The organism is Phytopseudomonas daroniae (assembly GCF_004327285.1).
Taxonomy (GTDB): domain Bacteria; phylum Pseudomonadota; class Gammaproteobacteria; order Pseudomonadales; family Pseudomonadaceae; genus Aquipseudomonas; species Aquipseudomonas daroniae.
On record NZ_QJUI01000013.1, the window covers coordinates 51,108 to 71,810 of the forward strand.

Consider the following 20,703-nt stretch of genomic DNA (forward strand, 5'->3'; position numbering starts at 1 on the left):
TGCCGGATCTCACTAATGGATCAGTGGCTTTTACCAATCTTGGCTCTATAGGCAGAGCCATCACCGCTTTAAAGTAGCGTCCATCTCTTCTCGAGGACGCCAACATGTCTAGCCCTATCACCCTTCGTGCCGTGGAAGACGAGGTTCAATGCCTTGGCTGTTTCCCGGTCATGCGTGAACTCCGTCCCCATCTCGAAGACGCCCAGGTATTCGTTCGTCAGGTGCTGCGCCAGGCCGATCAGGGCTACCGTCTGCTCGCCGCCTGGCGAGGTGATGAGGTGGTCGCACTGGCCGGTTACCGGCTGCAGGAAAACACCCTCTACGGGCGCTTCGTATATATCGACGATCTGGTCACCCGCGCCGATGAGCAGCGTAGCGGCGTCGGCCAACAGCTGATCGAGGCGGTGCGCGCCGAGGCGACCGATATGGGGTATGTCCATCTGGTTCTGGATACCGGTTTGGGCAATGCCCTGGCCCAGCGCTTCTATTTTCGACAGGGCTTGCTGGCTCGCGGCATGCACTTCGTTCAATCGCTCAAGGGAGTTCGCGCATGAAGCGTATCCTGTTGCTCGAATGCAGCCCGCACCGGCAGAACGCCAGCGGCAGTCGGCTGGCCCGTCAGTTGGTGGCCCGGCGCTGGCCCGCGGCCGAGGTGATCGAGCGTGATCTGGCAGGTGAGCCGCTACCGCCGCTGAGCGTCGAGTACGTGTCGGCGCTGACCGGTTCGGCACCCTTCGATGATCCCGCCTTCGCCTGCTCCGAGGCATTGATCGCCGAACTGGAAACCAGCGATTGCCTGATCATCGCCACGCCGATGCACAACTTCTGCGTGCCGGCCGCGCTCAAGCTGTGGATCGATTATGTATTGCGCATCCACCGCAGTTTCGCCGCCACGCCTCAGGGCAAAGTCGGCCTGCTGCAGGATCGCCCGACCCTGGTGCTGGTCAGTGCTGGCGGTTTCTACCAGGGCGAGCGGGCACGTCAGCCGGATTTCCTCACCGCCTATTTGCGCCATGTGCTGAGTACGCTGGGCATCACCCAGGTCGAGTTCGTCCACCTGCAGGGTCTGGCGCACGGTGCTGAATCGGCGAGTGCCGCGTTGGATAGCGCGCTGACGCAACTGGAACGAACTGCATATTTTCCTCTCAAGCTCTCCACGGAGATCGCCTCATGAGCACCTTGCGCCTGCCTTACAGCCAACTGTCGCCGGAAGCCTACAAAGGCCTGCTGACTACCAAGAATGCCCTGGTTGCCAGCAGCCTGGGGCTGCCGCTGATCGAGCTGGTCTACCTGCGCATCTCGCAGATCAACGGCTGCGCCTTCTGCCTGGAAATGCACGCCAAGGCCCTGCGCCAGGGCGGAATCGTGGAGGCCAAACTGGACAGTCTGGCCGGCTGGCGCATCAGCGCGCAGTTCAGCGACGCCGAGCGCGCCGCGCTGGCCTGGGCTGAATCGCTGACCGACGTGGCGCAGACTCATGCGCCGGACGAAGTGTTCGAGCCGCTCAAGGCGCATTTCGACGAGGCTCAGATCAGCGACCTGACCTTCGCCATCTCGCTGATGAACGCATTCAACCGTTTGGCCATCGGCATGCGCCAGTAGTGCGCAGACGCTAAAAGGCGGAAGCGGACGGTCGTAGGATGGGTGAAACCCATCGGAAATTGATGGGTTTCACCCATCCTACGGGCTAATCCAACCTACAGGTCGTGGCCCGAACGTAGCCTGGATTAGCCGTAGGCGTAATCCGGGGCCGAAGGCCGTGATCCATGGTTCAACGCGGGTCACCGACCGTCCGTGCCCGCCACTCTGCTGCCCTTCATATCAGCAGCATCGCAGCCGCTCCGAGCAGCAATATCAAATACCTGCGCGATCCGCCAGCAGGCTGCGGTCGAAGACGAACACGCCGTCGGCCTGCTCGGTCAGTTGCCACAACTGTTGAGGGCGGCCCATTTTCGGGAAGTTCTTTTCGCCGGTGTCGCGAATCCAGCCGGCGTCCTTCATCCGCTCCAGACGCTTGCGCAGCGACGTGTTGTTGATCGTCGTGCCCAGGCAGGCCTGGGCTGCGTTCAAGGCATCGAGCACGGTGAAGCGCGTTGGCGCCAGGTACAGCGGCAGGCTGGTATACACCGCTTTGCCGGCCAGGCGTTCCAGGCTCAGGCGCGCCAGATCCCTGTGGTCGAAGGGCAGGGCGATGCGCCCATCCAGCACCTCATCGAGAGGCACGAAACGCAGGCCGTCATCGGCCGTCTCGGTATCCGGCGCCAGCAGGGCCAGGTAATAGGTGCTCATCGACCAGCCGCGTGGGTCGCGGCTGGCGCTGCCCTCGGTGCCGACCTGCTCCAGGTGCCGTGGCACAACCTGGGCCTTGTCGCGCAGCACGCGGTGGGCGGCTGCCTCGAGGTTGACGTCACGGGTGCTGCCATTGACGATCACCCCTGGCAACGCCCATTGCCCGATGAAGGGCTCACGTTCTCGGCGGTGCAGCAGCAGGTGCAGTTGCCGGCTTTCGGCGTCAATGCGCAGGGCGATCAAATCGACACTCGCCAGTACTTCCGCAGAACTCACATCGCCCTCCTGTAAATCGTCAATTCGGCCTGGATTTCCGGCAATTGCCAGGCCTCTGGAATCGCCTGTCCGCTGGCGATCATCGCGCGAATCGCGCTGCTGTGCACGGTCATCTCCTCGTTCGCCACCAGCAGGCCGAATTGCTGGCGCAACTCCGCCGCACGGTGGAAGGTGGTCAGCCGGGGGAGGTTATCCTCACCGATCACCAGCGCCAGGCGCTGCGGCGGCAGGGCATGATCCCGTGCCAGACGGCGCATCAGGTCGTAGCTGTAGATCACCTGGCCGTCGGCGCCCAGTTCACGCTCCACGGTGGAGCACAGCACGCGTTCGTCGAAGCGCGCGGCCAGTCGCTCGACCCAGGCGCAGCGCAGTTCGAAGTCCGCCATGCGCTTGGCATCGGCATGCCGGTAACTGGGCACCACCACTACCCGATCCGCTACGTCCAGCGTGCGTTGGATGACACTGGCATGGCCCGCGTGTGGCGGGTCGAACGCGCCACCGTAAACAGCCATGGCGAAGCGCTGCGACGCGGGCTCGTGGTTATCGGCGGCGAAGGTCTGGAGTGATGACGGCGGCATCGTGAATCTCCTTGTGGGCAGGTGTTGACAGATATAATACACCTGGTGGAATATGTGTCCACTCCGCAGCGATGCGGCTCCACAAGCAGGAGGTGTCAGATGAAGATCGCCACGTTCGATGTCGATGCGCAGAAAGGCTTCACCAGCCTGTGCCCCGATGAACTGCCAGTGGCCGGCGGCCATGAGATCGCCGCGCCGCTCAACGACATGGCGCATCGTGGCACCCTGCGTCTGGGCAGCAAGGACGCCCACGCCCGCAACGCCATCTGGGTGGTGGAAAACCATGCCCAGATGCTGCAGCCGCTGACCCATGCCAACGCCGACCTGACCTGGGTCAGCCACTGCGTGCCAGGCACGCCAGGTTTCGAGCTACTGGACGAGCTACCGGCGCCGATCGACTACGATTTCTTCGTCTGGAAGGGCGTCGAGCCCGATCTGCACCCATACGGCGCGTGCTTCCACGACCTGGCCGGCAAGCGCAGCACGGGTGTCATCGAATACCTGAAGGTCGCTGGCGTGGATGTCGTGGTGGTCGGTGGCCTGGCCCTGGACTTCTGCGTACAGAACACCGCGCTGCAATTGCGCGGCGCCGGCTTCCAGGTGTTGCTGTATCTTCCGGCGTGCCGGGCCATTTCCGAAGCCGGCGCAACGCAAGCCATCGACCAGATGCGCGCGCAGGGCATCATCATCTGCGCCGACAGCGGAGCGCTCGACAGCGAGCTGGCCCGCCTCGAGGAGAGTGACCATGAGTGAGAGCGTATTCGCCCCCAGCATCATCCAGAACCTGCTGGACACCGACTTCTACAAACTGACCATGATGCAGGCGGTGCTGCACAACTATCCCAACGCCGAAGTGGAGTGGGAGTTCCGTTGCCGCAGCGACGAGGATCTGACGCCTTACCTGGCGGAGATTCGTTATCAGATCGAACAACTGGTCAACACCTCGATCACCCCGGATCAACTGGCCTACCTGGAGAAGATTCCCTTCATCAAGGCCGACTTCATCCGCTTTCTCAGCCTGTTCCGCTTCAACATGCGCTATGTACACGTCGGCACCGATGCCGCCGGGCAACTGGCGATCCGTGTGCGTGGGCCGTGGCTGCACGTGATCCTCTACGAGATCCCGCTGCTGGCCATCGTCTCGGAAGTACGCAACCGCTACCGTTACCGCGAAGTGGTGATCGAGCAGGTGCGCGAGCGGCTCTACGAGAAGCTCGACTGGCTCAAGGGCGAAGCTTCGGCCGATGAACTGGCGGGTTTCCAGTTGGCTGATTTCGGTACGCGCCGGCGCTTTTCCTACCGCGTGCAGGAAGAGGTGGTGCACATCCTCAAGCGCGATTTCCCTGGCCGCTTCGTGGGTACCAGCAACGTGCATCTGGCCCGCGAATACGACCTCAAGCCGATCGGTACCATGGCCCACGAATGGTTCATGGCGCATCAGCAGCTTGGGCCACGCCTGATCGACAGCCAGAAGGCCGCGCTGGAATGCTGGGTCAAGGAATACCGCGGTCTGCTCGGGATCGCCCTGACCGACACCATCGGCATGTCCAGCTTTCTCGAGGACTTCGATCTGTATTTCGCCAAGCTGTTCGACGGCTTGCGCCACGACTCCGGTGACCCTCTGCAGTGGGCCGAAAAGGCCATCGCGCACTACGAGGAACTGGGAATAGATCCGCAGAGCAAGACGCTGATCTTCTCCGACGGTCTGACGATGCCCAAAGCCCTGGAACTGTATCGCGCGCTGCATGATCGCATCCATGTCAGCTTCGGCATCGGCACCAACCTGACCTGCGACATCCCCGGTGTCGAGCCGATGAACATCGTGATAAAGATGATCGACTGCAACGGCCAGCCGGTGGCGAAAATCTCCGACACCCCCGGCAAAACCCAGTGCCGCGACCCCAACTTCGTGACTTACCTGAAACATGTTTTCCGCCTCGAAGCCAACTGACTAAGGGAGAGACACCATGAGCAATCGACAAGCCGAAATCGCCACCGCCCTGGGCGTCATCGCCCCGTTCGCCTCGGAGGCCGATGTGGACGCCGAGATCGCCCGGCGCATCGCCTTCATCAAGGACACTCTGATCGCCTCGTACACCAAGGCGCTGGTGCTGGGTATCAGCGGCGGTGTGGATTCGTCCACCGCTGGACGCCTGGCGCAGCTCGCGGTAGAGCAACTGCGTAGCGAAAAACAGGATCAGAGCTACCGCTTCGTCGCCATCCGCCTGCCGCACAACGTGCAGCACGACGAGGTCGATGCCCAGGCGGCGCTGACCTTCATCGCGGCAGACGAAGTGCTGACCATCGATATCGCCCCGGCAGTAGCGGGCCTGGCCGGGCAGGTCGGCGAGTTGAGTGGACTGGCCTCATCGCGTCGCGATTTCGTGCTGGGTAACACCAAGGCACGGATGCGCATGCTGGCCCAATACACCGTGGCCAATGTCCGCAACGGCCTGGTCATCGGTACCGACCATGCCGCCGAAGCGGTGATGGGCTTCTTTACCAAGTTCGGTGACGGCGCCTGTGACCTGGCGCCGTTGAGCGGCCTGGTCAAAGGCCAGGTGCGGCAGATTGCCGAACGTCTCGGTGCGCCGGCTGCCGTATTCTCGAAAGTACCGACGGCGGATCTGGAAGACGAGCGCCCCGGCATCCCTGACGAGCACGTGCATGGCGTCAGCTACGAGGACATCGATGCCTTCCTGCAGGGCAAGCCGGTCAGCGAATCGGCTTACCAGACCATCGTGCAGACTTACGACAAGACCCAGCACAAGCGCGAACTGCCGCTGGTGCCCTGATCCACAGTGATGCAAACAGGCCCGCTATCCAGCGGGCTTTTGCATGTCAGCAAGCGCGGCTCAAACGTCGAACATCCCATACCCACGCGCCATCAGCACGGCTAGTAGCGGGATAACCACCAGCAGGGCCAGCTCCAGGCGAATCAGGTTGATCAGCAGGCGCCCCTGGCGCTCACTGACCTGCGGCACCTTGCCCGCCTTGACGGTGCTGCGCCAGCGGGCGATCACCAGCGTAGGCAGCAGCGACAGCACGGCTACCAGCACGAACAGCGAGACCTTGGCGTGAAACAGGACGTTGTGCAGGTAGTAGGCTGAGCCCTTGCCGTACCACAGTGCGCGGGCGATGCCGGTGGCCAGCACCACGCCGGCGGTGATGCCGTAGGCGATATCGACGCGCATCAGGCTGCGCGCCCGTGACAGATCCAGCGGCAACTTGAGCTGCACATGTTCGAAGGTAAGCAGTGCGAACAGCACGAAGATCGACAGATAGTGCAGGTAGGCGGCGATGGCTTCGGTCATGTGGGACTCCTTGTCGAAAAAACGGGCGCGAGCCCTTATCGGTAGGATGGTGTCGAGCGAAGCGATACCCTTCGAGGCAATCCTACCGGCGTCCAGAGACGCACGCATGAATGCAGATCAATCTCCTGTCACTTGCCGCCTGACGCTGCAAGCCACTGATCGCGGCGCGCCAGCTGCCAGGCCAGCGCGCCGAGGGTCAGGCCGCGCAGTGCCATGAAGGCCAGAAAGGCGATCCACAGCCCATGGTTGCCGAAGCCTTGCAGGATCAGGGCGACCGGCAGGCCGATGGCCAGAGCCACGAGCATGGCATTGCGCATCTCCCGGGCGCGGGTGGCGCCGATGAACAGGCCGTCGAGCAGGTAGCTCCAGACCGCGAACAGCGGCAGCATCGCGAGGTAGGGCAGATACTGCAAGGCTGTTTCGCGCACCACGGGAATGTTCGTCTGCAGGTTGACGAACAGGTGGCCGCCCGCGCCAAAGAACAGCGCGAAGACCAGGCTGGCCAACAGCGACCAGAGGCCGGCAACGATCAGGCTGCGCCTGAGTGCCAGGCGATCGCGCGCGCCGATGGCATGGCCGCAAAGTGCTTCGACCGCATGGGCCAATCCATCCAGCGCATAGGCGGTTACCAGCAGGCCATTGAGCAGCAGCGCGTTGGCCGCCACCGTGGCGTCGCCCAGGCGTGCGCCCTGGATGGTGATCAGCAGGAATACCGCCTGCAGCGCCAGGGAGCGCAGGAAAATATCGCGATTGACCCCCAGTAGCGCGCTCCAGCTTTGCCACTTGCCCATCGCCGACCATTGCGTGCTGCCAGGGTGGCGGCGCAGAGCGCCACGGGTCAGCGCCAGGCCAACCAGCAGGCCGCCCCATTCGGCCAGCACAGCCGCGCGAGCAGCACCGACGACTTCCCAGTCCAGACCCAGCACGAACCACAGCGACAGCACGATGTTCAGCAGGTTGGTGACCAGCAGCATCACTAGCGGCGCGCGGGCATTCTGTGCGCCAAGCAGCCAGCCGATCAGCGCATAGTTGGCCAGCGCAGCCGGCAGGCCGAGCAGACGGGTATGCAGGAATTCACGGGTCAGGGCGTCGAGTTCGGCCGACGGATTCATCAGCCCCAGGGCAAAACCACTGAAGGGCACTGCCAGCGCGCCGAGTGTCAACGCCAGCAGCGCGGCGAGCAGCAGGCCCTGCACCAGCACCTGGCGCAATGCGCCCCCATCGCCCCGGCCACACGCCTGAGCGGCGAAGCCGGTGGTGCCCATGCGCAGAAAACCGAGCAGCCCGACGATCAGGATATACAGGCTGCTGCCCACCGCCACGGCGCCCAGTTGATGGGCGTGAGGCAGGTGGCCGACCACGGCCGTATCGACCAGCGCCACCAGCGGCACGGACAGGTTGGAGAGGATCATCGGTGCAGCCAGCGCCCATACCTTGCGGTGGGTCGGCGCGTGGCTCCAGGCATCACGAAACATGCGGGGCTCCATCGGGGCTGCGCATTATAGGGGACAGTGCAGCGCCGATGCTGCCTTGCGCCGGTATGGCGAGCGTGGAGGTCGGCGGTGAGACGCTGGTCGCCTTTTATTGAAAATAATTATCAACGGATATATGTTCGCAACCCTTTCCCCTGCACGAGATTCCCTAGTGCGCCCGTCCCATGACTCCGATGCCCAGGAAGGTCAGTTCCAGCGCCATGCGGGCGAATTGCTGCGCTTCTTCACCCGCCAGGTGAAGTGCGACGAGCTGGCAGCGGACTTGCGGCAGGAAACCTGGCTGCGCTTTCAGCGGCGTGGCACAGGGGAGGTGGAAAATCTGCGTGCCTTCCTTTATCGCATCGCTCGTAACCTGATCATCGACCACCGTCGCCAGCAACAGGCGCGGCCGCTGCAGGAGAGTGTGTCCGCCGAGCTGGAATCGGATCAGCCGGGGCCTGAGCAGATCGTTGGCGATGGTCAACAGCTTGCTCGCCTGCAGGATATTCTTCAGGATCTGCCACCCCATTTGCGTCAGGCGTTGCTGTGGAACCGCCTCGACGGTCTGACCCAGAAGGAAATCGGCCAGCGCCTCGGGGTTTCCGAAAGCATGGCTGGGCGCTATATCCTCAAGGCTCTGGAACAGTGTCAGCAGAAAATGGACTTGATGTCGTGACCACCGATTCTTCGCTCCTCGCCCAGGCCCGAGCGTGGCAGGTACTGCTGCATTCCGGTCGCGCCAGTGCTGCCGACCGTGTCGCTGCCGCCGCATGGCGCTGTACTTCGCCGGCCCACGAGCAGGCCGCCAGCGAGGTGGACAGGCTGTGGGCCTTGCTTGGCCAACTCGGCGAGCAGCCCGCTGCGAGCGAAACCGTCACCTCGGCTGCCGTGATCCGGCCATTGCGCCGTGGCCGGCAACTGCGCTGGGCGGTGCCGCTGGCCAGCGCCGCGCTGCTGCTACTGGCGCTGTGGTTGCCCCAGAACACCTGGCTGGGCTGGTATGCCGACCTGGCGACCGCTCCGGGAGAGGTGCGCACCATCGAGCTGGAGGACGGCTCGATCCTGACGCTCAATGGTGCTACCGCGCTGGACTGGAGCATCAGCGAAGGGCGCCGGGACATTCGTCTGTATCGCGGTGAAGCGGATTTCCAGGTGGCCAAGGATGCCAATCGGCCGTTCTTCGTCGAGGCAGGGCCGGCGCGTATTCGCGTCACCGGTACCCGTTTCGATGTCGACTACGACGGCCGTCAGGTCGTATTGGCGGTGACCGAAGGGCAGGTGCAGGCCCGCGATGCCCACGGACAACCGCAACCGGTAGAGGCCAATCAGCAGGTGCGCTGGAGCGGGGACCGCTTGCAGCAGGTACAACCCCTCGATGCCCGTCAGCAATTGGCCTGGCAACGCGGCAAGCTGGTGTTTCGTGCGCAGCCGCTGAGCGAGGTGTTCGCCGAACTCGAGCGCAGCCAGAGTCAGCGGGTGATCTTTCTCGACCAGAGCGTGCGTGACCTGAAGGTGACCGGCGTATTCGCCCATGACGACCCGCAGGCGGTGCTGCGCGCCATCGAAATCAATCTGCCGGTGCGTCTGCTGCGACTGCCCGGATTGCTGCTGGTAAGCCGGAACTGAGAGCCTGGGCAACGGGGCGCTCCTGCCGGTGTGCCGCGCGTTTTAGCGGCGATGGCGGCTGGCAACGTTGAAAAATAATTTCGCTGCTGGTTCAGAAACGCACTGGCGTTTCGTCTTCCGCTTCTGCAAATGCGACTTTTTCGCATGACCTTTGGCAGAACACAGGAAACCCAGCATGCGCATGACGCGTTCTCCTCTTTTCCAGGCACTGGCTGCCGCCCACCTGCTGCTCACTGCCACGACCGCGTCGGCGCTGGAGTTCGATCTCCCGGCCCAGCGCCTCGATGCCGCCCTGATCGATTTTGCCGAGCAGGCCAATGTGCGTCTGCTCTACGATGCCAGCCTGACCCAGGGTGATCGTCAGGCGCCAGCATTGAAGGGCGACTACTCGGTTGCCGAAGGCCTGCAGATGTTGCTGCAGGGCAGTGGTCTCAGCTACCAGATCGATCCCCAGGGCACCGTGACCCTGGTGCCGCTCAGCCAGGGCGCCGACTCCCTGGAACTGGGTGCCACTACCGTCAGCGGCCAGGCCGACGGCCGTCTCGACCTGCCGGTGGAATACGCCGGTGGTCAGGTCGCCCGCGGTGCGCGTATCGGCATGCTGGGCAATCAGGACATGCAGGATGTGCCGTTCAGCGCTGCCAGTTACACCAGTGAATTGATCCGCAACCGCCAGGCCAGGAGCCTGGGCGAGGTGCTGGCCAGCGATCCGGCAATCCGTCAGTCCAATGGCTTCGGCAACTTCTCACAGGTGTTCGTGGTACGCGGTTTCCAGTTGTACACCGACGATATCGCCTTCAACGGCCTGTACGGCATTCTGCCGCGGCAGATCATTTCCACCGAGGCCGTCGAGCGTGTCGAAGTGTTCAAGGGGGCCAACGCTTTTCTCAACGGTGTTGCGCCGGGCGGTAGCGGGGTTGGTGGCGCGATCAACGTCGTCTCGAAGCATGCCGAGGATACGCCCACTCGCAGTATCACCCTCGATTACGCGAGTGGCTCGCGCACAGGTGGGCATGTGGATCTGGGGCGTCGCTTTGGCGAAGACAATCGTTTTGGCGCCCGCGTCAATCTGGCCAAGCGCGAGGGCGAAACGGCGGTCGACGGTGAGTATTCGCATTTCAGCCTTGCCGCTGTCGGCCTGGATTACCGCGGTGAGCGTCTGCGCCTGTCGACCGATTTCGGCTACCAGAAGCAGCGTATCAATGAAGGTCGCTCGGTGGTCTATCTGACGCCTGCGGGGCTGGGCGGCAAGGTACCCAAGGTGCCGGATTCCGATGCCAACTATTCCCAGCCCTGGAGCTGGTCGCAGCTGGAAGACACCTATGGCATGTTCAATGCCGAATACGACCTGAGCGACAACTGGACGGCCTACCTCGCTGGCGGCGGCAAGTACACCCGGGAAAATGGCGTGTACTCCTCGGTGTATGTCGCGTCCCAGGATGGGCGTGGGCAGATTGGCCGTTTGTATTCGCCACTCGATCAGGAAACCTTCAGCAGCGTGGCTGGATTGCGTGGCAGCCTGCAAACCGGCCCGGTCAGTCACCAGCTCAATGTCGCAATGAACGGCCTTTGGCAGGAAAAGCGCAATGCCTTCGAGTCGACCACGGCCGATAACCGCTTGCCTGGCAATCTCTACGATCCGCTGCCCGTGGGTGAACCGGTCGCGAATGTCAGCGGTGATCTGCACGATCCGAGCAAAACGGCCAAGGTGATAACTCGCAGTCTGGCTATTTCCGACACCCTGGGTTTCTTCGATGATCGGCTGCTGCTGACATTGGGGCTACGGCGCCAGTCCATCGGTGCCGATGCCTGGAATGCCGCCAGTGGAGCACGCACCGCCAACTATGAGGACAGCATCACCACGCCGGCCTATGGCCTGGTGTTCAAGGCGACCGATGTGGTGTCGCTGTATGCCAACCGCATCGAATCCCTTCAGCAGGGGCCGACCGCGCCTGCTGCGGCAAGCAATAGCGGCACAATGTTCGCGCCGTATCGTACCAAGCAGATCGAGGCAGGCGTCAAACTGGATTGGGGCACTTTTGGTGGCAGCCTGGGCGTCTATCGCATCGAGCAACCCCAGGGCGTGACTCAGAACGGCACGTTTAGCGTGGACGCCGAACAGCGTAACCGCGGCATAGAGTTGAATCTGTTCGGTGAGCCCTTGCCGGGCCTGCGCGTATTGGCCGGTGGTACCTTGGTGGATACCGATCTTCGCGGTACCGCTGGAGGTGCCAACGACGGCAATAGTGCCGTCGGCGTGCCTGAGTTCCAATACAACGTCAGTGCCGACTGGGACGTGCCTGGCGTGTCGGGCCTGAGTGTAAACGGGCTGTTGCTGCGCACTGGCGGTCAGTACTTCGACTCGGCCAATACCCTGAGCATTCCGGCCTGGACGCGAGTGGATCTTGGCGCGCGTTACGCGATGAAACTGGACGAAGAACGTCAGCTCACCCTGCGTGCCGGCCTGGAAAACGTGGCCGACAAGGCCTACTGGGCCTCCACTAATGGTGGCTACCTCACTCAGGGCGAGCCGCGTACCTTGAAGGTGTCGGCAACCCTGGACTTCTGAGAACCGCCGTTGTTGGCGTGGAGGGCTGAGCATCATAGGGCGCAGCGGCAACCGAAGCCGCTGCCGACCTGACCCAGGAAACCTACCTGCGCACCTTCATCTTGCGCATTGGCCGCAACCTGGCCATCGACCATGTGCGCAGCCGCCCCCCGTGAGCGCCACGATCAGAGTCTGATTCATCGTTGTACGACACCTGCCGATGGCACGCAGGCCGAGCTTCTGGGATAGTTGGTCACCTGACGCTACCCGTCAGGCTGCGGTCTGCCGTTCACAAGACGAAAACCACCGCTCCGGCACTTCGGTGTCATTCTCCCCGTGCCAACCCCGGCACCCCAGGCGAACCATCCGCTCGCCGCTGGATCTGCGCTGCCCGGCCATGGCTGGCGCGCTGCGTGTAAAACAACTAGAACCACGATCCACTCAAGGATGCATGATGAAACTCACTGGTTTTTTCGCGGCCATGGCCGCTACTGCCGCACTCTGTGCAGGTTCAGCTGCGCAGGCGCGTGAATACTCCGTGTCCACTGTGCTGTCCGATGCCTTTCCCTGGGGGCAGGCGGCGCAGAAGTGGGCCGATCTGGTCAACGAACGCTCCGAAGGGCGCATCACCCTGCGTGTGTATCCCAATGCGCAACTGATCACCGGCGACCAGACCAAGGAGTTCTCCGCCATGCGCTCCGGCCTGATCGACATGGCCGTGGGCTCGACCATCAACTGGTCGCCGCAGGTGCCGGAACTCAACCTGTTTTCCCTGCCGTTCCTGATGCAGAGCAACGCCGACCTGGATGCCATCACCAAAGGTGAAGCCGGCAAGCTGGCCTTCGCCGCCATCGAGAAGCGCGGCATCATCCCGCTGGCCTGGGGCGAGAACGGCTTCCGCCAACTCTCCAACTCGGTCAAGTCGGTACGCACCCCCGCTGATCTCAAGGGCCTGAAAATTCGTGTAGTCGGCTCGCCGCTATTCCAGGACACCTTCTCCACGCTGGGCGCCAACCCCACGCAGATGAGCTGGGCGGATGCCAAGCCGGCGCTGACGACTGGTGCGGTGGATGGCCAGGAGAACCCACTGTCGGTATTCGATGTGGCACGTATCGACCAGGCCGGGCAGAAGTATCTGACCCAGTGGAACTACATGGCCGATCCGCTCATCTTCGCCGTCAATCAGCGTATCTGGAGCAGCCTGCCGGAGGCTGATCGTGAGCTGCTGGCGCAGGCCGCCCGTGATGCCGGCGAGTGGGAAGTGGCGCTGTCGCGCGAGGCGGAAGTAAAGCGCCTGGCAGATATCCGTGAGCGCGGTGTGGAAGTGACCGAACTGAGCGAGAGCGAACATCAGGCTTTTGCCGACGCCACCCGCAGCGTGCATGAAAAGTGGGCACCGCGTATCGGCAACGAGCTGATGGAAGCGGCGCAGAGCGCCATCGCCCGGCCCTGATCCCTGGCAGGCCGTTGAGGAACTACCTAGGTTCTTCAACGGCCTGCTAGCTGTTTTATCGGGAACCGGTCGGCTCCCGTTCGTTCGAGGTTGTCATGAGCAAGAAACCGGACGCGCCCATCGAGCGCGTGCTGGCCACCCTGGCGTTGGCACTGATCGCTGTGATCAGCCTGGCCAACGTGGTGGTGCGCTATTTCACCAATGTGTCGTTCGCCTTCACCGAGGAACTCTCGGTATTTCTGCTGGTGGTGCTGACCTTTGCCGGCGCCTCGGTGGCGCTGCGCCGTAACGGCCACATCCGCATCAGCATGATCGAACAGCTGTTCCCGCGCCTGCGCATGCCGCTGGTCTGGCTGCAGTGGCTGGCCGGTGTGCTGGTATTGGGCCTGGTCAGCTGGTACGGCGGGCAGTTCGCCTGGGAAGAGTTTCAGTGGGAATCCGAGTCGCCGGGCATAGGCCTGCCGAACTGGTGGTACGTGGTCTGGCTGCCGCTGTTGAGCCTGTTCATGCTGCTGCGCCTGACCCAGATGACCCTGGATCGCCTGAGCGGGAGGATCAGCGATGAGCCCTGATCTCTGGCTGATCGTCAGTTTTCTAGCCTTGCTGGCGCTGGGCGTGCCGGTGGCTTTCGCACTGGGCCTGTCCGGTGCCATCGGCATCGTCGCCGGGCTTTCGCCGGATATGCTCGCGACCCTTGGCACCAATACCTATAACAGCGTGGCCAAGTACCCGCTGATCGCCATCCCGCTGTTCATTCTTACCGGCCTGGTGTTCGAGAAGGCTGGCGTGGCGATACGGCTGGTGCGTTTCGCCCAGGCCGTGATCGGCCCGCGCCACGGTGGCCTGGCCATGGTCGCCGTACTGGTATGCATGATCATGGGCGGCATGAGCGGCTCGGGCCCGGCGGATGCCGCGGCCGTGGCCATGGTGATGCTGCCGAGCATGACCAAAGCCGGTTATCCCAAGCCGTTCTCGGCGACGGTGATCGCTGCGTCGGCCTCGACTGCGATTCTGATTCCGCCGTCGATCGCGTTGATCTTGTATTCCATCGTGGTGCCCGGGGTGGATCTGCGTGCGCTGTTCGCTGCCGGCCTGTTCCCCGGCATCCTCGCCGGCCTGACGCTGTTGTTGCCGGTGTGGCTGATCTCGCGCCGCTACGGCTGGGAGGCGCCCCAGGGCGAAGAGAGCCCGCCGCTGTGGGCGAGTTTCAAGGATGCGCTGCCGGCGCTGTTCGCGCCGATCCTGATCCTCGGCGGCCTGCGCAGCGGCCTGTTCACCCCGACCGAAGCGGCGGTGACGGCGGTGGCCTATGGCATCCTGGTGGGCCTGTTCATCACTCGCGAGTTGGACTGGCGCAGCCTGTGGCGACTGTGTGGCGAGGCGGCGGTGATTTCCGGCGTGGTCATGCTGATCATCGCCCTGGCCGGTATCTTCGCCTGGGCCGGCACCATGCTCGGCACCTTCCGCCATCTGGCCGAGTGGATGATTTCGCTGTCGGACAACGGCACCATGCTGCTGATTCTGGTGATGCTGGCGGTGTTGCTGGTGGGCATGTTGCTGGACGCCATTTCCATCTACCTGATCCTGATGCCGATCCTGATCCCGGTGATGCAGCACTTCGGCTGGAACCCGGTGTGGTTCGGCATCCTGATGGCGATGAATATCGCCATCGGTCAGTTCACGCCTCCGGTGGCGGTCAACCTGCTGGTGACCACCGAAGTGGCGAAGATCAGGCTGGAGCAGACGGTCGGCTGGGCACTGTTGTTCGTTGTGATCATGGGCAGTGCGCTGGTGCTGGTGGCGGTCTTCCCGGAAATCGCCCTGTGGCTGCCGCGGAAGCTGGGGTATGCGGTGGAGTGATGCAGAGGCTCTGCCCATCCTGTTGGAGTCATGCGTGCGATTGGCGAGCATGGGTTGGGCGTTCCCGTGTGGGGCGATCTGAAACCTGCCGATGCATAGCCGCTGTTGTCAGCGGCTATGCATCGATTTACCCCGCCGTTGTCCGTCAATTGAAACTGTAGGAAACCCCGACGAAAGCCCCGAAACCGTCGCCCGGCGTGGAACGGGCAACGTCCACGCCTTTATCGTCATAGCCCGGCGTAACCGTGGCGGCGTAGCGCTTGTCGGTCAGGTTGCGCAGATCCAGCCAGGTCTGCCAGTCCTGTTTCGGCGAGGCGTAACCCAGAGTCGCGCCGAAAATGGCGTAGGCATCGGCGTAATAGGAGTTGGCGTAATCCACCGCCACCTTGGAGGCGTATTGAGTATTGAGCCCGGCGTAGAAACCGCTCGGGTGGCTGTAGCGCAGCTCGGCCTGATAATAGTGGCGCGGCAGGCCCGGCAGGCGGTTGTCGCCGTAGGTGTCGTCGTCGCGGTAGTGAAAATCGCTGAAGGTATAGGCCTGGCGCAGGGCCAGGTCACCGGCAGCGCCGCCTTGCCACAACGGGCTGTCGAGGCCGAGCTCGATGCCCTGGTGAATGGTCGGGCTGGCGTTGGATTCAGCGAAGACGTTCTGCTCGATCTCCACGGTCAGCAGTTCGTGGCGCACGACCGAGTAGTAATAGGCCAGATCCCATTGGCCCAGCACTGAGTCACCACGGCCACCAATTTCGAAGGTGGTGGCGGTCTGGTTATCCAGCGATACCGCTGCACGTTGTCGGCCACTGTAGGGTTGATCGCTGGCCGGGAAGCGCAGCGGCGAGCCCCAGATCATCGACCACGGGTGGGGCGGCTCGACCGAGCGGCTGATATTGCCATACAGCTGCAGCTCCGGCTTGAGCTGGTAACGCAGGCCGATACGTGGCGCGTAGTCCCAACTGTGCTCGCTGACCTTGTCGTCGTTGGCTGGCCAGGTCACTTCGCTTTCGCGGCGCGTGTAGATCAGCGCCAGCCCGGTGGTCAGCCACAGGTCGGGGGCCAGCTCCAGTTCGTTGCTGGCGTGCAGCACGTTGTCCGAGCCCTGGTGGATGTAATCGCGCATCAGGGTGCCGGATGGATAACTGGCGGTCGGCGCACCTGCTGGAACATTGAGCGGCATATGCGCCGTTTCCCGGGATTTGGTGCTGGGCAGGTTACTGGTGGTGCGCAGGCCGATGGTGCTGTTGCTGTTCAGGCCGAACAATGTGTGCTCACGGCTGTAGGCGAGGCTGCCGCTGATATCGCGGTAGGCGACGCGCACGCGGTAGTCGCTCTCGCGGATATCCATCGGGTAGTCGTGATAGGCCAGGCCCACTTCCAGCTTGCTGTCGTCGTCCAGGCGCAGGGTGGTCTTGTTGGCCAGCCAGGTGCTGCCCGGTTGGTCGCGGCGGGCATTGATTCGAAGGTTTCCGGCATTGGCCTGGCGTGGGTTGTCCTTGATCTGCGCCTTGGTCAGCCGCCCGGGCGTATCGTGCTCGGTCTCCCGGTAGCGCAGGTAGAAACGCGTCTCCAGGTTTTCGTTGAGGCGGTAGCCGACATTGGCCGACACACCCTTGCCTTTACCCGAGGCATGATCCTGATAACCGTCGTAGCGATTGTCGGTGAGGTTGATGTAGTAATCGAAGTCTCCCAGCGCCTGACCGGAGCTGATGCTGCGTTTCTGGTAGCCATGGCTGCCGGCTTCGTAGCGCAGTTGCAGCTTGGCCGCATCGCGCCCGGTGCGGGTGATGTAGTCCACGGCGCCGCCCAGTGCCAGGGAACCACGGTCGAAGCCGTTGGCCCCGCGCAGCACCTCGGCGCGGCTCAGCCACAGAGGTTCGAGCAATTCGTAAGGGGTGCCGCCCGAGCCGGTCAGTGGCAGGCCGTCGAGCATCACGTGCATGCCCGAGGCGTGAGCGCCTGGGCCGCGATTGATCCCCGAGCCGCGCACGGAAACCTTTAGCCCCTCGTTGCCCGGCGACTGCGCGTAGACGCCGGGCTGGTAGGCCAGCACATCCTGGTTACCGGCGACTCGGCCCTCGGCGATCCGCTGCATGTCCACCAGGTTGCTGCCACCTGGAATACGCCTCAGCCGTTCCTGCGCCGCTTGCTGCTCGGTCAACGGCTGATCGGAAACCAGTACGCCCTCCAGCTGCAGGGCCCCCGGCGTGCTCTCGGCATGGGCGACGGGAAGCGCCGCACAGGTCAGCAGGCTGGCCGTCAGCAGATGGCGCGGGCGCATGGCGAAGGGGGGTAGGGAACGCATTTTCGGGAATCTCCATGGGAACAGCCGGCAGCGGTTGGAGCAGGCAGCGCCGGGTAGGACGGTCGCTCGGCAGGATAAGCCACGTCTGTCCCTTCGTCCGATAGTCCGCACAGCCGCTAACCTCATGGAACTAAGTCAGAACGCCGCACGCGACGGCCTGTCGCGCGGCAACCCACCACGGCGGCAGGAAGCGCGGTGTGGCGTAGTCTCTTGCATAGCGATTGATCCAGGTCAATATGCTTTTCGCCTGGCCTGATCTCGCAGTGTTGCAGATAACTAGAAGTCGATAACCGATAAACCTGATCGAGGACGCTTCCATGTTTGGCCTAGAGGCTTTGGATCTTGCGCGCATCCAGTTCGCCTTCACCATTTCCTTCCATATCATTTTCCCGGCTATCACCATCGGCCTGGCCAGCTATCTGGCCGTGCTCGAAGGCCTGTGGCTGAAAACCGGCGAGGCGGTGTACCGCGACCTCTACCATTTCTGGGCGAAGATCTTCGCCGTCAACTTCGGCATGGGGGTGGTCTCCGGCCTGGTGATGGCCTACCAGTTCGGTACCAACTGGAGCGCCTTCTCGGATTTCGCCGGCTCGGTCACCGGACCGCTGCTGACCTATGAGGTGCTCACCGCGTTCTTCCTCGAAGCAGGCTTTCTCGGTGTCATGCTGTTCGGCTGGAACCGCGTCGGGCCGGGGCTGCACTTCTTTTCGACGATCATGGTAGCGGTCGGCACGCTGATCTCGACATTCTGGATTCTCGCCTCCAACAGCTGGATGCAGACGCCCCAGGGGTTCGAGATCGTCGATGGCCGGGTGATTCCGGTGGACTGGTTCGCGGTGGTGTTCAACCCGTCGTTCCCGTATCGCCTGGCGCACATGGCCACCGCCGCGTTTCTCGCCACGGCGTTCTTCGTCGGCGCTTCGGCGGCCTGGCATCTGCTGCGCGGGCGTGACACTCCGGCGATGCGCAAGATGTTTTCGATGGCGCTGTGGATGGCCCTGCTGGTGGCGCCGATACAGGCGGTAATCGGCGACTTCCATGGCCTCAACACCCTCGAGCATCAACCGGCGAAGATCGCTGCCATCGAAGGCCATTGGGACAACAGCTCGGGCGAGCCGACGCCGCTGATCCTGTTCGGCTGGCCGGACATGGAGCGCGAAGAAACCCGCTTCAAGGTCGAAGTGCCTTATCTCGGCAGCCTGATCCTGACCCACAGCCTGGACAAACAGGTTCCGGCACTGAAGGAGTTCGCCAAGGAGGATCGGCCCAACTCGACCATCGTGTTCTGGTCGTTCCGGGTGATGGTCGCCATGGGCATGCTGATGATCCTGACCGGGCTGTGGAGCCTGTGGCTACGCTGGCGCGGCAGCCTCTATCGGTCGCGTCCATTCCTGTATTTCTGCCTGTGGATGGGGCCGTCCGGGCTGATCGCCATCCTCGCCGGCTGGTTCACCACCGAAATCGGTCGTCAGCCCTGGGTGGTCTACGGCTTGATGCGCACCGCCGATGGTGTGTCGATGCACAGCGCGGCGCAACTGGGCCTGACTCTGGTGCTGTTCGTGGTCGTTTACTTCGCGGTGTTCGGTGCCGGCATGAGCTACGTGATGCGCCTGGTGCGCAAGGGGCCGGTTACCGGTGAAGGCGATCACCAGGGTGAAGGCGGGCCGGGCACTCGGCACACACCGGCGAGGCCACTGTCGGCCCCCCAAGAGGGGATGCATGACAGTGACCATGGCGGTGCAGACGCGAACGGGAGGGTATGACCATGGGTATCGATCTTTCGATCATCTGGGCGGTGATCATCGTCTTCGGCGTGATGATGTACGTGATCATGGACGGCTTCGACCTGGGCATCGGCATCCTCTTCCCGTTCGTGCCGGACAAGGGCGAGCGCGACATCATGATGAACACCGTGGCGCCGGTCTGGGACGGCAACGAAACCTGGCTGGTGCTCGGCGGCGCCGGGTTGTTCGCCGCCTTCCCGCTGGCCTACTCGGTGGTGCTCAGCGCCCTGTATCTGCCGTTGATCTTCATGTTGCTGGGCCTGGTGTTTCGCGGCGTGGCCTTCGAGTTCCGCTTCAAGGCCAGGGATCACAAGCGGCATATCTGGGACAAGGCCTTCATCGGCGGCTCCGTGGCGGCAACCTTCTTTCAGGGCGTGGCCCTGGGCGCCTTCATCGAAGGCATTCCGGTCGAAGGCCGGGCGTTCTCCGGTGGCTCGCTGGACTGGCTGGCGCCGTTTCCGCTGTTCAGCGGCCTGGGCTTGATCGCCGCCTATGCGCTGCTCGGCTGCACCTGGTTGATCATGAAAACAGAAGGGCGCCTGCAGCAACAGATGCACGATATGGCGCGCCCACTGGCGCTGCTGTTGCTGGCGGTGATCGGCATCGTCAGCCTGTGGACGCCGCTGTCCCAGGCAAGCATCGCCGAGCGCTGGTTCAGCCTGCCAAACCTGTTCTGGTTCCTGCCCGTGCCGTTGCTGGTACTGGCGAGCTTCTTCTACCTGCTGCGCTCGGTGGCCAATTACGACAACAGCAAGCCGTTCGTGCTGACCCTGGTACTGATCTTCCTCGGCTACAGCGGCCTGGGCATCAGCCTGTGGCCGAACATCGTGCCCGGCTCGCTGACCATCTGGCAGGCCGCCGCGCCCCCGCAGAGCCAGGGCTTCGCCCTGGTCGGCGCGCTGTTCATCATTCCCTTCATCCTCGTCTACACCGCGTGGAGCTACTACGTATTCCGCGGCAAGGTGACGCCTGATCAGGGGTATCACTGATGACTCGCACAACTGAAAAGAAACCGCTCTGGCAGCGTATCGCCTGGCTGGCAGGCATCTGGACGGCCAGCGTGCTGAGCCTGGGGGCTCTGTCGTACCTGTTGCGGTTGTTTATGAATGCGGCGGGGTTGAGTACGCCGTAACGACGCACCCGTAGGGTGGATGGCGCTTTATCCATCCACCATGGGCTCAACCGTGATTTGTCCTGGGTTACG

At 63.2% G+C, this 20,703-nt stretch carries 20 protein-coding genes; 15 read left to right on the forward strand and 5 right to left on the reverse strand.

All coding sequences use genetic code 11. The features are described from left to right. The first annotated feature begins 104 nt into the window (after window positions 1-104). Genes DNK06_RS15685 through DNK06_RS15695 form a run of 3 tightly spaced genes read left to right on the forward strand, consistent with a single transcriptional unit; the run spans window position 105 to window position 1,602 of the window. Window positions 105-554 (forward strand): GNAT family N-acetyltransferase, encoded by a 450-nt coding sequence (locus DNK06_RS15685; RefSeq protein WP_131180929.1) that lies wholly within the window; start codon window positions 105-107, stop codon window positions 552-554. Next, complete coding sequence (locus DNK06_RS15690) at window positions 551-1,174, forward strand: FMN-dependent NADH-azoreductase (protein ID WP_131180930.1); 624 nt, start codon at window positions 551-553, stop codon at window positions 1,172-1,174. Before DNK06_RS15685 ends, DNK06_RS15690 begins: the two co-directional genes overlap by 4 nt. Continuing rightward, window positions 1,171-1,602 (forward strand): carboxymuconolactone decarboxylase family protein, encoded by a 432-nt coding sequence (locus DNK06_RS15695; protein WP_131180931.1) that lies wholly within the window; start codon window positions 1,171-1,173, stop codon window positions 1,600-1,602. The genes DNK06_RS15690 and DNK06_RS15695 overlap by 4 nt, the downstream gene beginning before the upstream one ends. Window positions 1,603-1,854: 252 nt before the next feature. Here DNK06_RS15695 and DNK06_RS15700 read toward each other — a convergent pair whose 3' ends face one another. Next, window positions 1,855-2,565, reverse strand: a complete 711-nt coding sequence (locus tag DNK06_RS15700) for an NrtR DNA-binding winged helix domain-containing protein (RefSeq protein WP_131180932.1) — start codon at window positions 2,563-2,565, stop codon at window positions 1,855-1,857. After that, entirely contained in the window at window positions 2,562-3,143 is a 582-nt protein-coding gene (locus DNK06_RS15705; RefSeq protein ID WP_131180933.1) for an adenylyltransferase/cytidyltransferase family protein, read from the reverse strand. The genes DNK06_RS15700 and DNK06_RS15705 overlap by 4 nt, the downstream gene beginning before the upstream one ends. A 99-nt stretch (window positions 3,144-3,242) precedes the next feature. Between DNK06_RS15705 and DNK06_RS15710 the strand changes: the two genes are divergently transcribed. Genes DNK06_RS15710 through nadE form a run of 3 tightly spaced genes read left to right on the forward strand, consistent with a single transcriptional unit; the run spans window position 3,243 to window position 5,938 of the window. Next, window positions 3,243-3,896 (forward strand): isochorismatase family protein, encoded by a 654-nt coding sequence (locus DNK06_RS15710; RefSeq protein ID WP_131180934.1) that lies wholly within the window; start codon window positions 3,243-3,245, stop codon window positions 3,894-3,896. After that, window positions 3,889-5,094, forward strand: coding sequence for a nicotinate phosphoribosyltransferase (gene pncB, locus DNK06_RS15715; protein ID WP_131180935.1), 1,206 nt, complete (start codon window positions 3,889-3,891; stop codon window positions 5,092-5,094). Before DNK06_RS15710 ends, pncB begins: the two co-directional genes overlap by 8 nt. Window positions 5,095-5,110: 16 nt before the next feature. Beyond that, entirely contained in the window at window positions 5,111-5,938 is an 828-nt protein-coding gene (nadE, locus tag DNK06_RS15720; protein WP_131180936.1) for an ammonia-dependent NAD(+) synthetase, read from the forward strand. A gap of 60 nt (window positions 5,939-5,998) precedes the next feature. Here nadE and DNK06_RS15725 read toward each other — a convergent pair whose 3' ends face one another. Beyond that, complete coding sequence (locus DNK06_RS15725; protein ID WP_131180937.1) at window positions 5,999-6,457, reverse strand: DUF2214 family protein; 459 nt, start codon at window positions 6,455-6,457, stop codon at window positions 5,999-6,001. Window positions 6,458-6,585: 128 nt separating this feature from the next. Then, complete coding sequence (locus DNK06_RS15730; RefSeq protein WP_131180938.1) at window positions 6,586-7,932, reverse strand: MATE family efflux transporter; 1,347 nt, start codon at window positions 7,930-7,932, stop codon at window positions 6,586-6,588. Window positions 7,933-8,101: 169 nt separating this feature from the next. On the opposite strand from DNK06_RS15730, the gene DNK06_RS15735 reads away from it, so the two are divergent. The 6 genes from DNK06_RS15735 (at window position 8,102) to DNK06_RS15765 (ending at window position 15,416) form a co-directional block, all read left to right on the forward strand. Next, on the forward strand, window positions 8,102-8,605 hold the full coding sequence (locus DNK06_RS15735) for an RNA polymerase sigma factor (protein WP_242674678.1): 504 nt from the start codon (window positions 8,102-8,104) through the stop codon (window positions 8,603-8,605). After that, the gene (locus tag DNK06_RS15740) at window positions 8,602-9,555 is read left to right on the forward strand and encodes a FecR family protein (RefSeq protein WP_131180940.1); all 954 of its coding nucleotides are present in this window, start codon (window positions 8,602-8,604) and stop codon (window positions 9,553-9,555) included. The genes DNK06_RS15735 and DNK06_RS15740 overlap by 4 nt, the downstream gene beginning before the upstream one ends. A 175-nt stretch (window positions 9,556-9,730) precedes the next feature. Continuing rightward, window positions 9,731-12,124 (forward strand): TonB-dependent receptor, encoded by a 2,394-nt coding sequence (locus DNK06_RS15745; protein ID WP_131180941.1) that lies wholly within the window; start codon window positions 9,731-9,733, stop codon window positions 12,122-12,124. Between the two features lie 433 nt (window positions 12,125-12,557). Next, window positions 12,558-13,556, forward strand: a complete 999-nt coding sequence (locus tag DNK06_RS15755) for a DctP family TRAP transporter solute-binding subunit (RefSeq protein ID WP_131180942.1) — start codon at window positions 12,558-12,560, stop codon at window positions 13,554-13,556. A gap of 95 nt (window positions 13,557-13,651) precedes the next feature. Continuing rightward, complete coding sequence (locus DNK06_RS15760; RefSeq protein ID WP_131180943.1) at window positions 13,652-14,128, forward strand: TRAP transporter small permease; 477 nt, start codon at window positions 13,652-13,654, stop codon at window positions 14,126-14,128. Then, window positions 14,118-15,416, forward strand: a complete 1,299-nt coding sequence (locus DNK06_RS15765; RefSeq protein ID WP_131180944.1) for a TRAP transporter large permease — start codon at window positions 14,118-14,120, stop codon at window positions 15,414-15,416. The genes DNK06_RS15760 and DNK06_RS15765 overlap by 11 nt, the downstream gene beginning before the upstream one ends. A gap of 145 nt (window positions 15,417-15,561) precedes the next feature. Here DNK06_RS15765 and DNK06_RS15770 read toward each other — a convergent pair whose 3' ends face one another. Then, a complete protein-coding gene (locus DNK06_RS15770) occupies window positions 15,562-17,715 on the reverse strand; it encodes a TonB-dependent receptor family protein (RefSeq protein ID WP_131180945.1) in 2,154 nt (717 codons plus the stop codon). Window positions 17,716-18,032: 317 nt separating this feature from the next. Here DNK06_RS15770 and DNK06_RS15775 point away from each other — a divergent pair, with 317 nt between their 5' ends. The 3 genes from DNK06_RS15775 to DNK06_RS15785 are packed head-to-tail and all read left to right on the forward strand — an operon-like array spanning window position 18,033 to window position 20,631. After that, a complete protein-coding gene (locus DNK06_RS15775; RefSeq protein ID WP_131180946.1) occupies window positions 18,033-19,478 on the forward strand; it encodes a cytochrome ubiquinol oxidase subunit I in 1,446 nt (481 codons plus the stop codon). A gap of 2 nt (window positions 19,479-19,480) precedes the next feature. Next, window positions 19,481-20,488 (forward strand): cytochrome d ubiquinol oxidase subunit II, encoded by a 1,008-nt coding sequence (gene cydB / locus DNK06_RS15780; protein WP_131180947.1) that lies wholly within the window; start codon window positions 19,481-19,483, stop codon window positions 20,486-20,488. Next, window positions 20,488-20,631: a DUF2474 domain-containing protein gene (locus DNK06_RS15785; RefSeq protein ID WP_131180948.1), complete on the forward strand. Its 144-nt coding sequence runs from the start codon at window positions 20,488-20,490 to the stop codon at window positions 20,629-20,631. The genes cydB and DNK06_RS15785 overlap by 1 nt, the downstream gene beginning before the upstream one ends. Window positions 20,632-20,703: the final 72 nt, after the last annotated feature.

What these genes read in the sequence shown, in the direction of transcription:
- DNK06_RS15705 (WP_131180933.1), bottom strand. Translation starts at nt 3,143, where the DNA reads ATGCCGCCGTCATCACTCCAGACCTTCGCCGCCGATAACCACGAGCCC.
- DNK06_RS15690 (WP_131180930.1), top strand. Translation starts at nt 551, where the DNA reads ATGAAGCGTATCCTGTTGCTCGAATGCAGCCCGCACCGGCAGAACGCC.
- DNK06_RS15760 (WP_131180943.1), top strand. Translation starts at nt 13,652, where the DNA reads ATGAGCAAGAAACCGGACGCGCCCATCGAGCGCGTGCTGGCCACCCTG.
- cydB (WP_131180947.1), top strand. Translation starts at nt 19,481, where the DNA reads ATGGGTATCGATCTTTCGATCATCTGGGCGGTGATCATCGTCTTCGGC.
- DNK06_RS15770 (WP_131180945.1), bottom strand. Translation starts at nt 17,715, where the DNA reads ATGCGTTCCCTACCCCCCTTCGCCATGCGCCCGCGCCATCTGCTGACG.
- DNK06_RS15685 (WP_131180929.1), top strand. Translation starts at nt 105, where the DNA reads ATGTCTAGCCCTATCACCCTTCGTGCCGTGGAAGACGAGGTTCAATGC.
- DNK06_RS15725 (WP_131180937.1), bottom strand. Translation starts at nt 6,457, where the DNA reads ATGACCGAAGCCATCGCCGCCTACCTGCACTATCTGTCGATCTTCGTG.
- nadE (WP_131180936.1), top strand. Translation starts at nt 5,111, where the DNA reads ATGAGCAATCGACAAGCCGAAATCGCCACCGCCCTGGGCGTCATCGCC.
- DNK06_RS15745 (WP_131180941.1), top strand. Translation starts at nt 9,731, where the DNA reads ATGCGCATGACGCGTTCTCCTCTTTTCCAGGCACTGGCTGCCGCCCAC.
- DNK06_RS15775 (WP_131180946.1), top strand. Translation starts at nt 18,033, where the DNA reads ATGTTTGGCCTAGAGGCTTTGGATCTTGCGCGCATCCAGTTCGCCTTC.
- DNK06_RS15710 (WP_131180934.1), top strand. Translation starts at nt 3,243, where the DNA reads ATGAAGATCGCCACGTTCGATGTCGATGCGCAGAAAGGCTTCACCAGC.
- DNK06_RS15755 (WP_131180942.1), top strand. Translation starts at nt 12,558, where the DNA reads ATGAAACTCACTGGTTTTTTCGCGGCCATGGCCGCTACTGCCGCACTC.
- DNK06_RS15730 (WP_131180938.1), bottom strand. Translation starts at nt 7,932, where the DNA reads ATGTTTCGTGATGCCTGGAGCCACGCGCCGACCCACCGCAAGGTATGG.
- DNK06_RS15765 (WP_131180944.1), top strand. Translation starts at nt 14,118, where the DNA reads ATGAGCCCTGATCTCTGGCTGATCGTCAGTTTTCTAGCCTTGCTGGCG.
- DNK06_RS15695 (WP_131180931.1), top strand. Translation starts at nt 1,171, where the DNA reads ATGAGCACCTTGCGCCTGCCTTACAGCCAACTGTCGCCGGAAGCCTAC.
- DNK06_RS15785 (WP_131180948.1), top strand. Translation starts at nt 20,488, where the DNA reads ATGACTCGCACAACTGAAAAGAAACCGCTCTGGCAGCGTATCGCCTGG.
- pncB (WP_131180935.1), top strand. Translation starts at nt 3,889, where the DNA reads ATGAGTGAGAGCGTATTCGCCCCCAGCATCATCCAGAACCTGCTGGAC.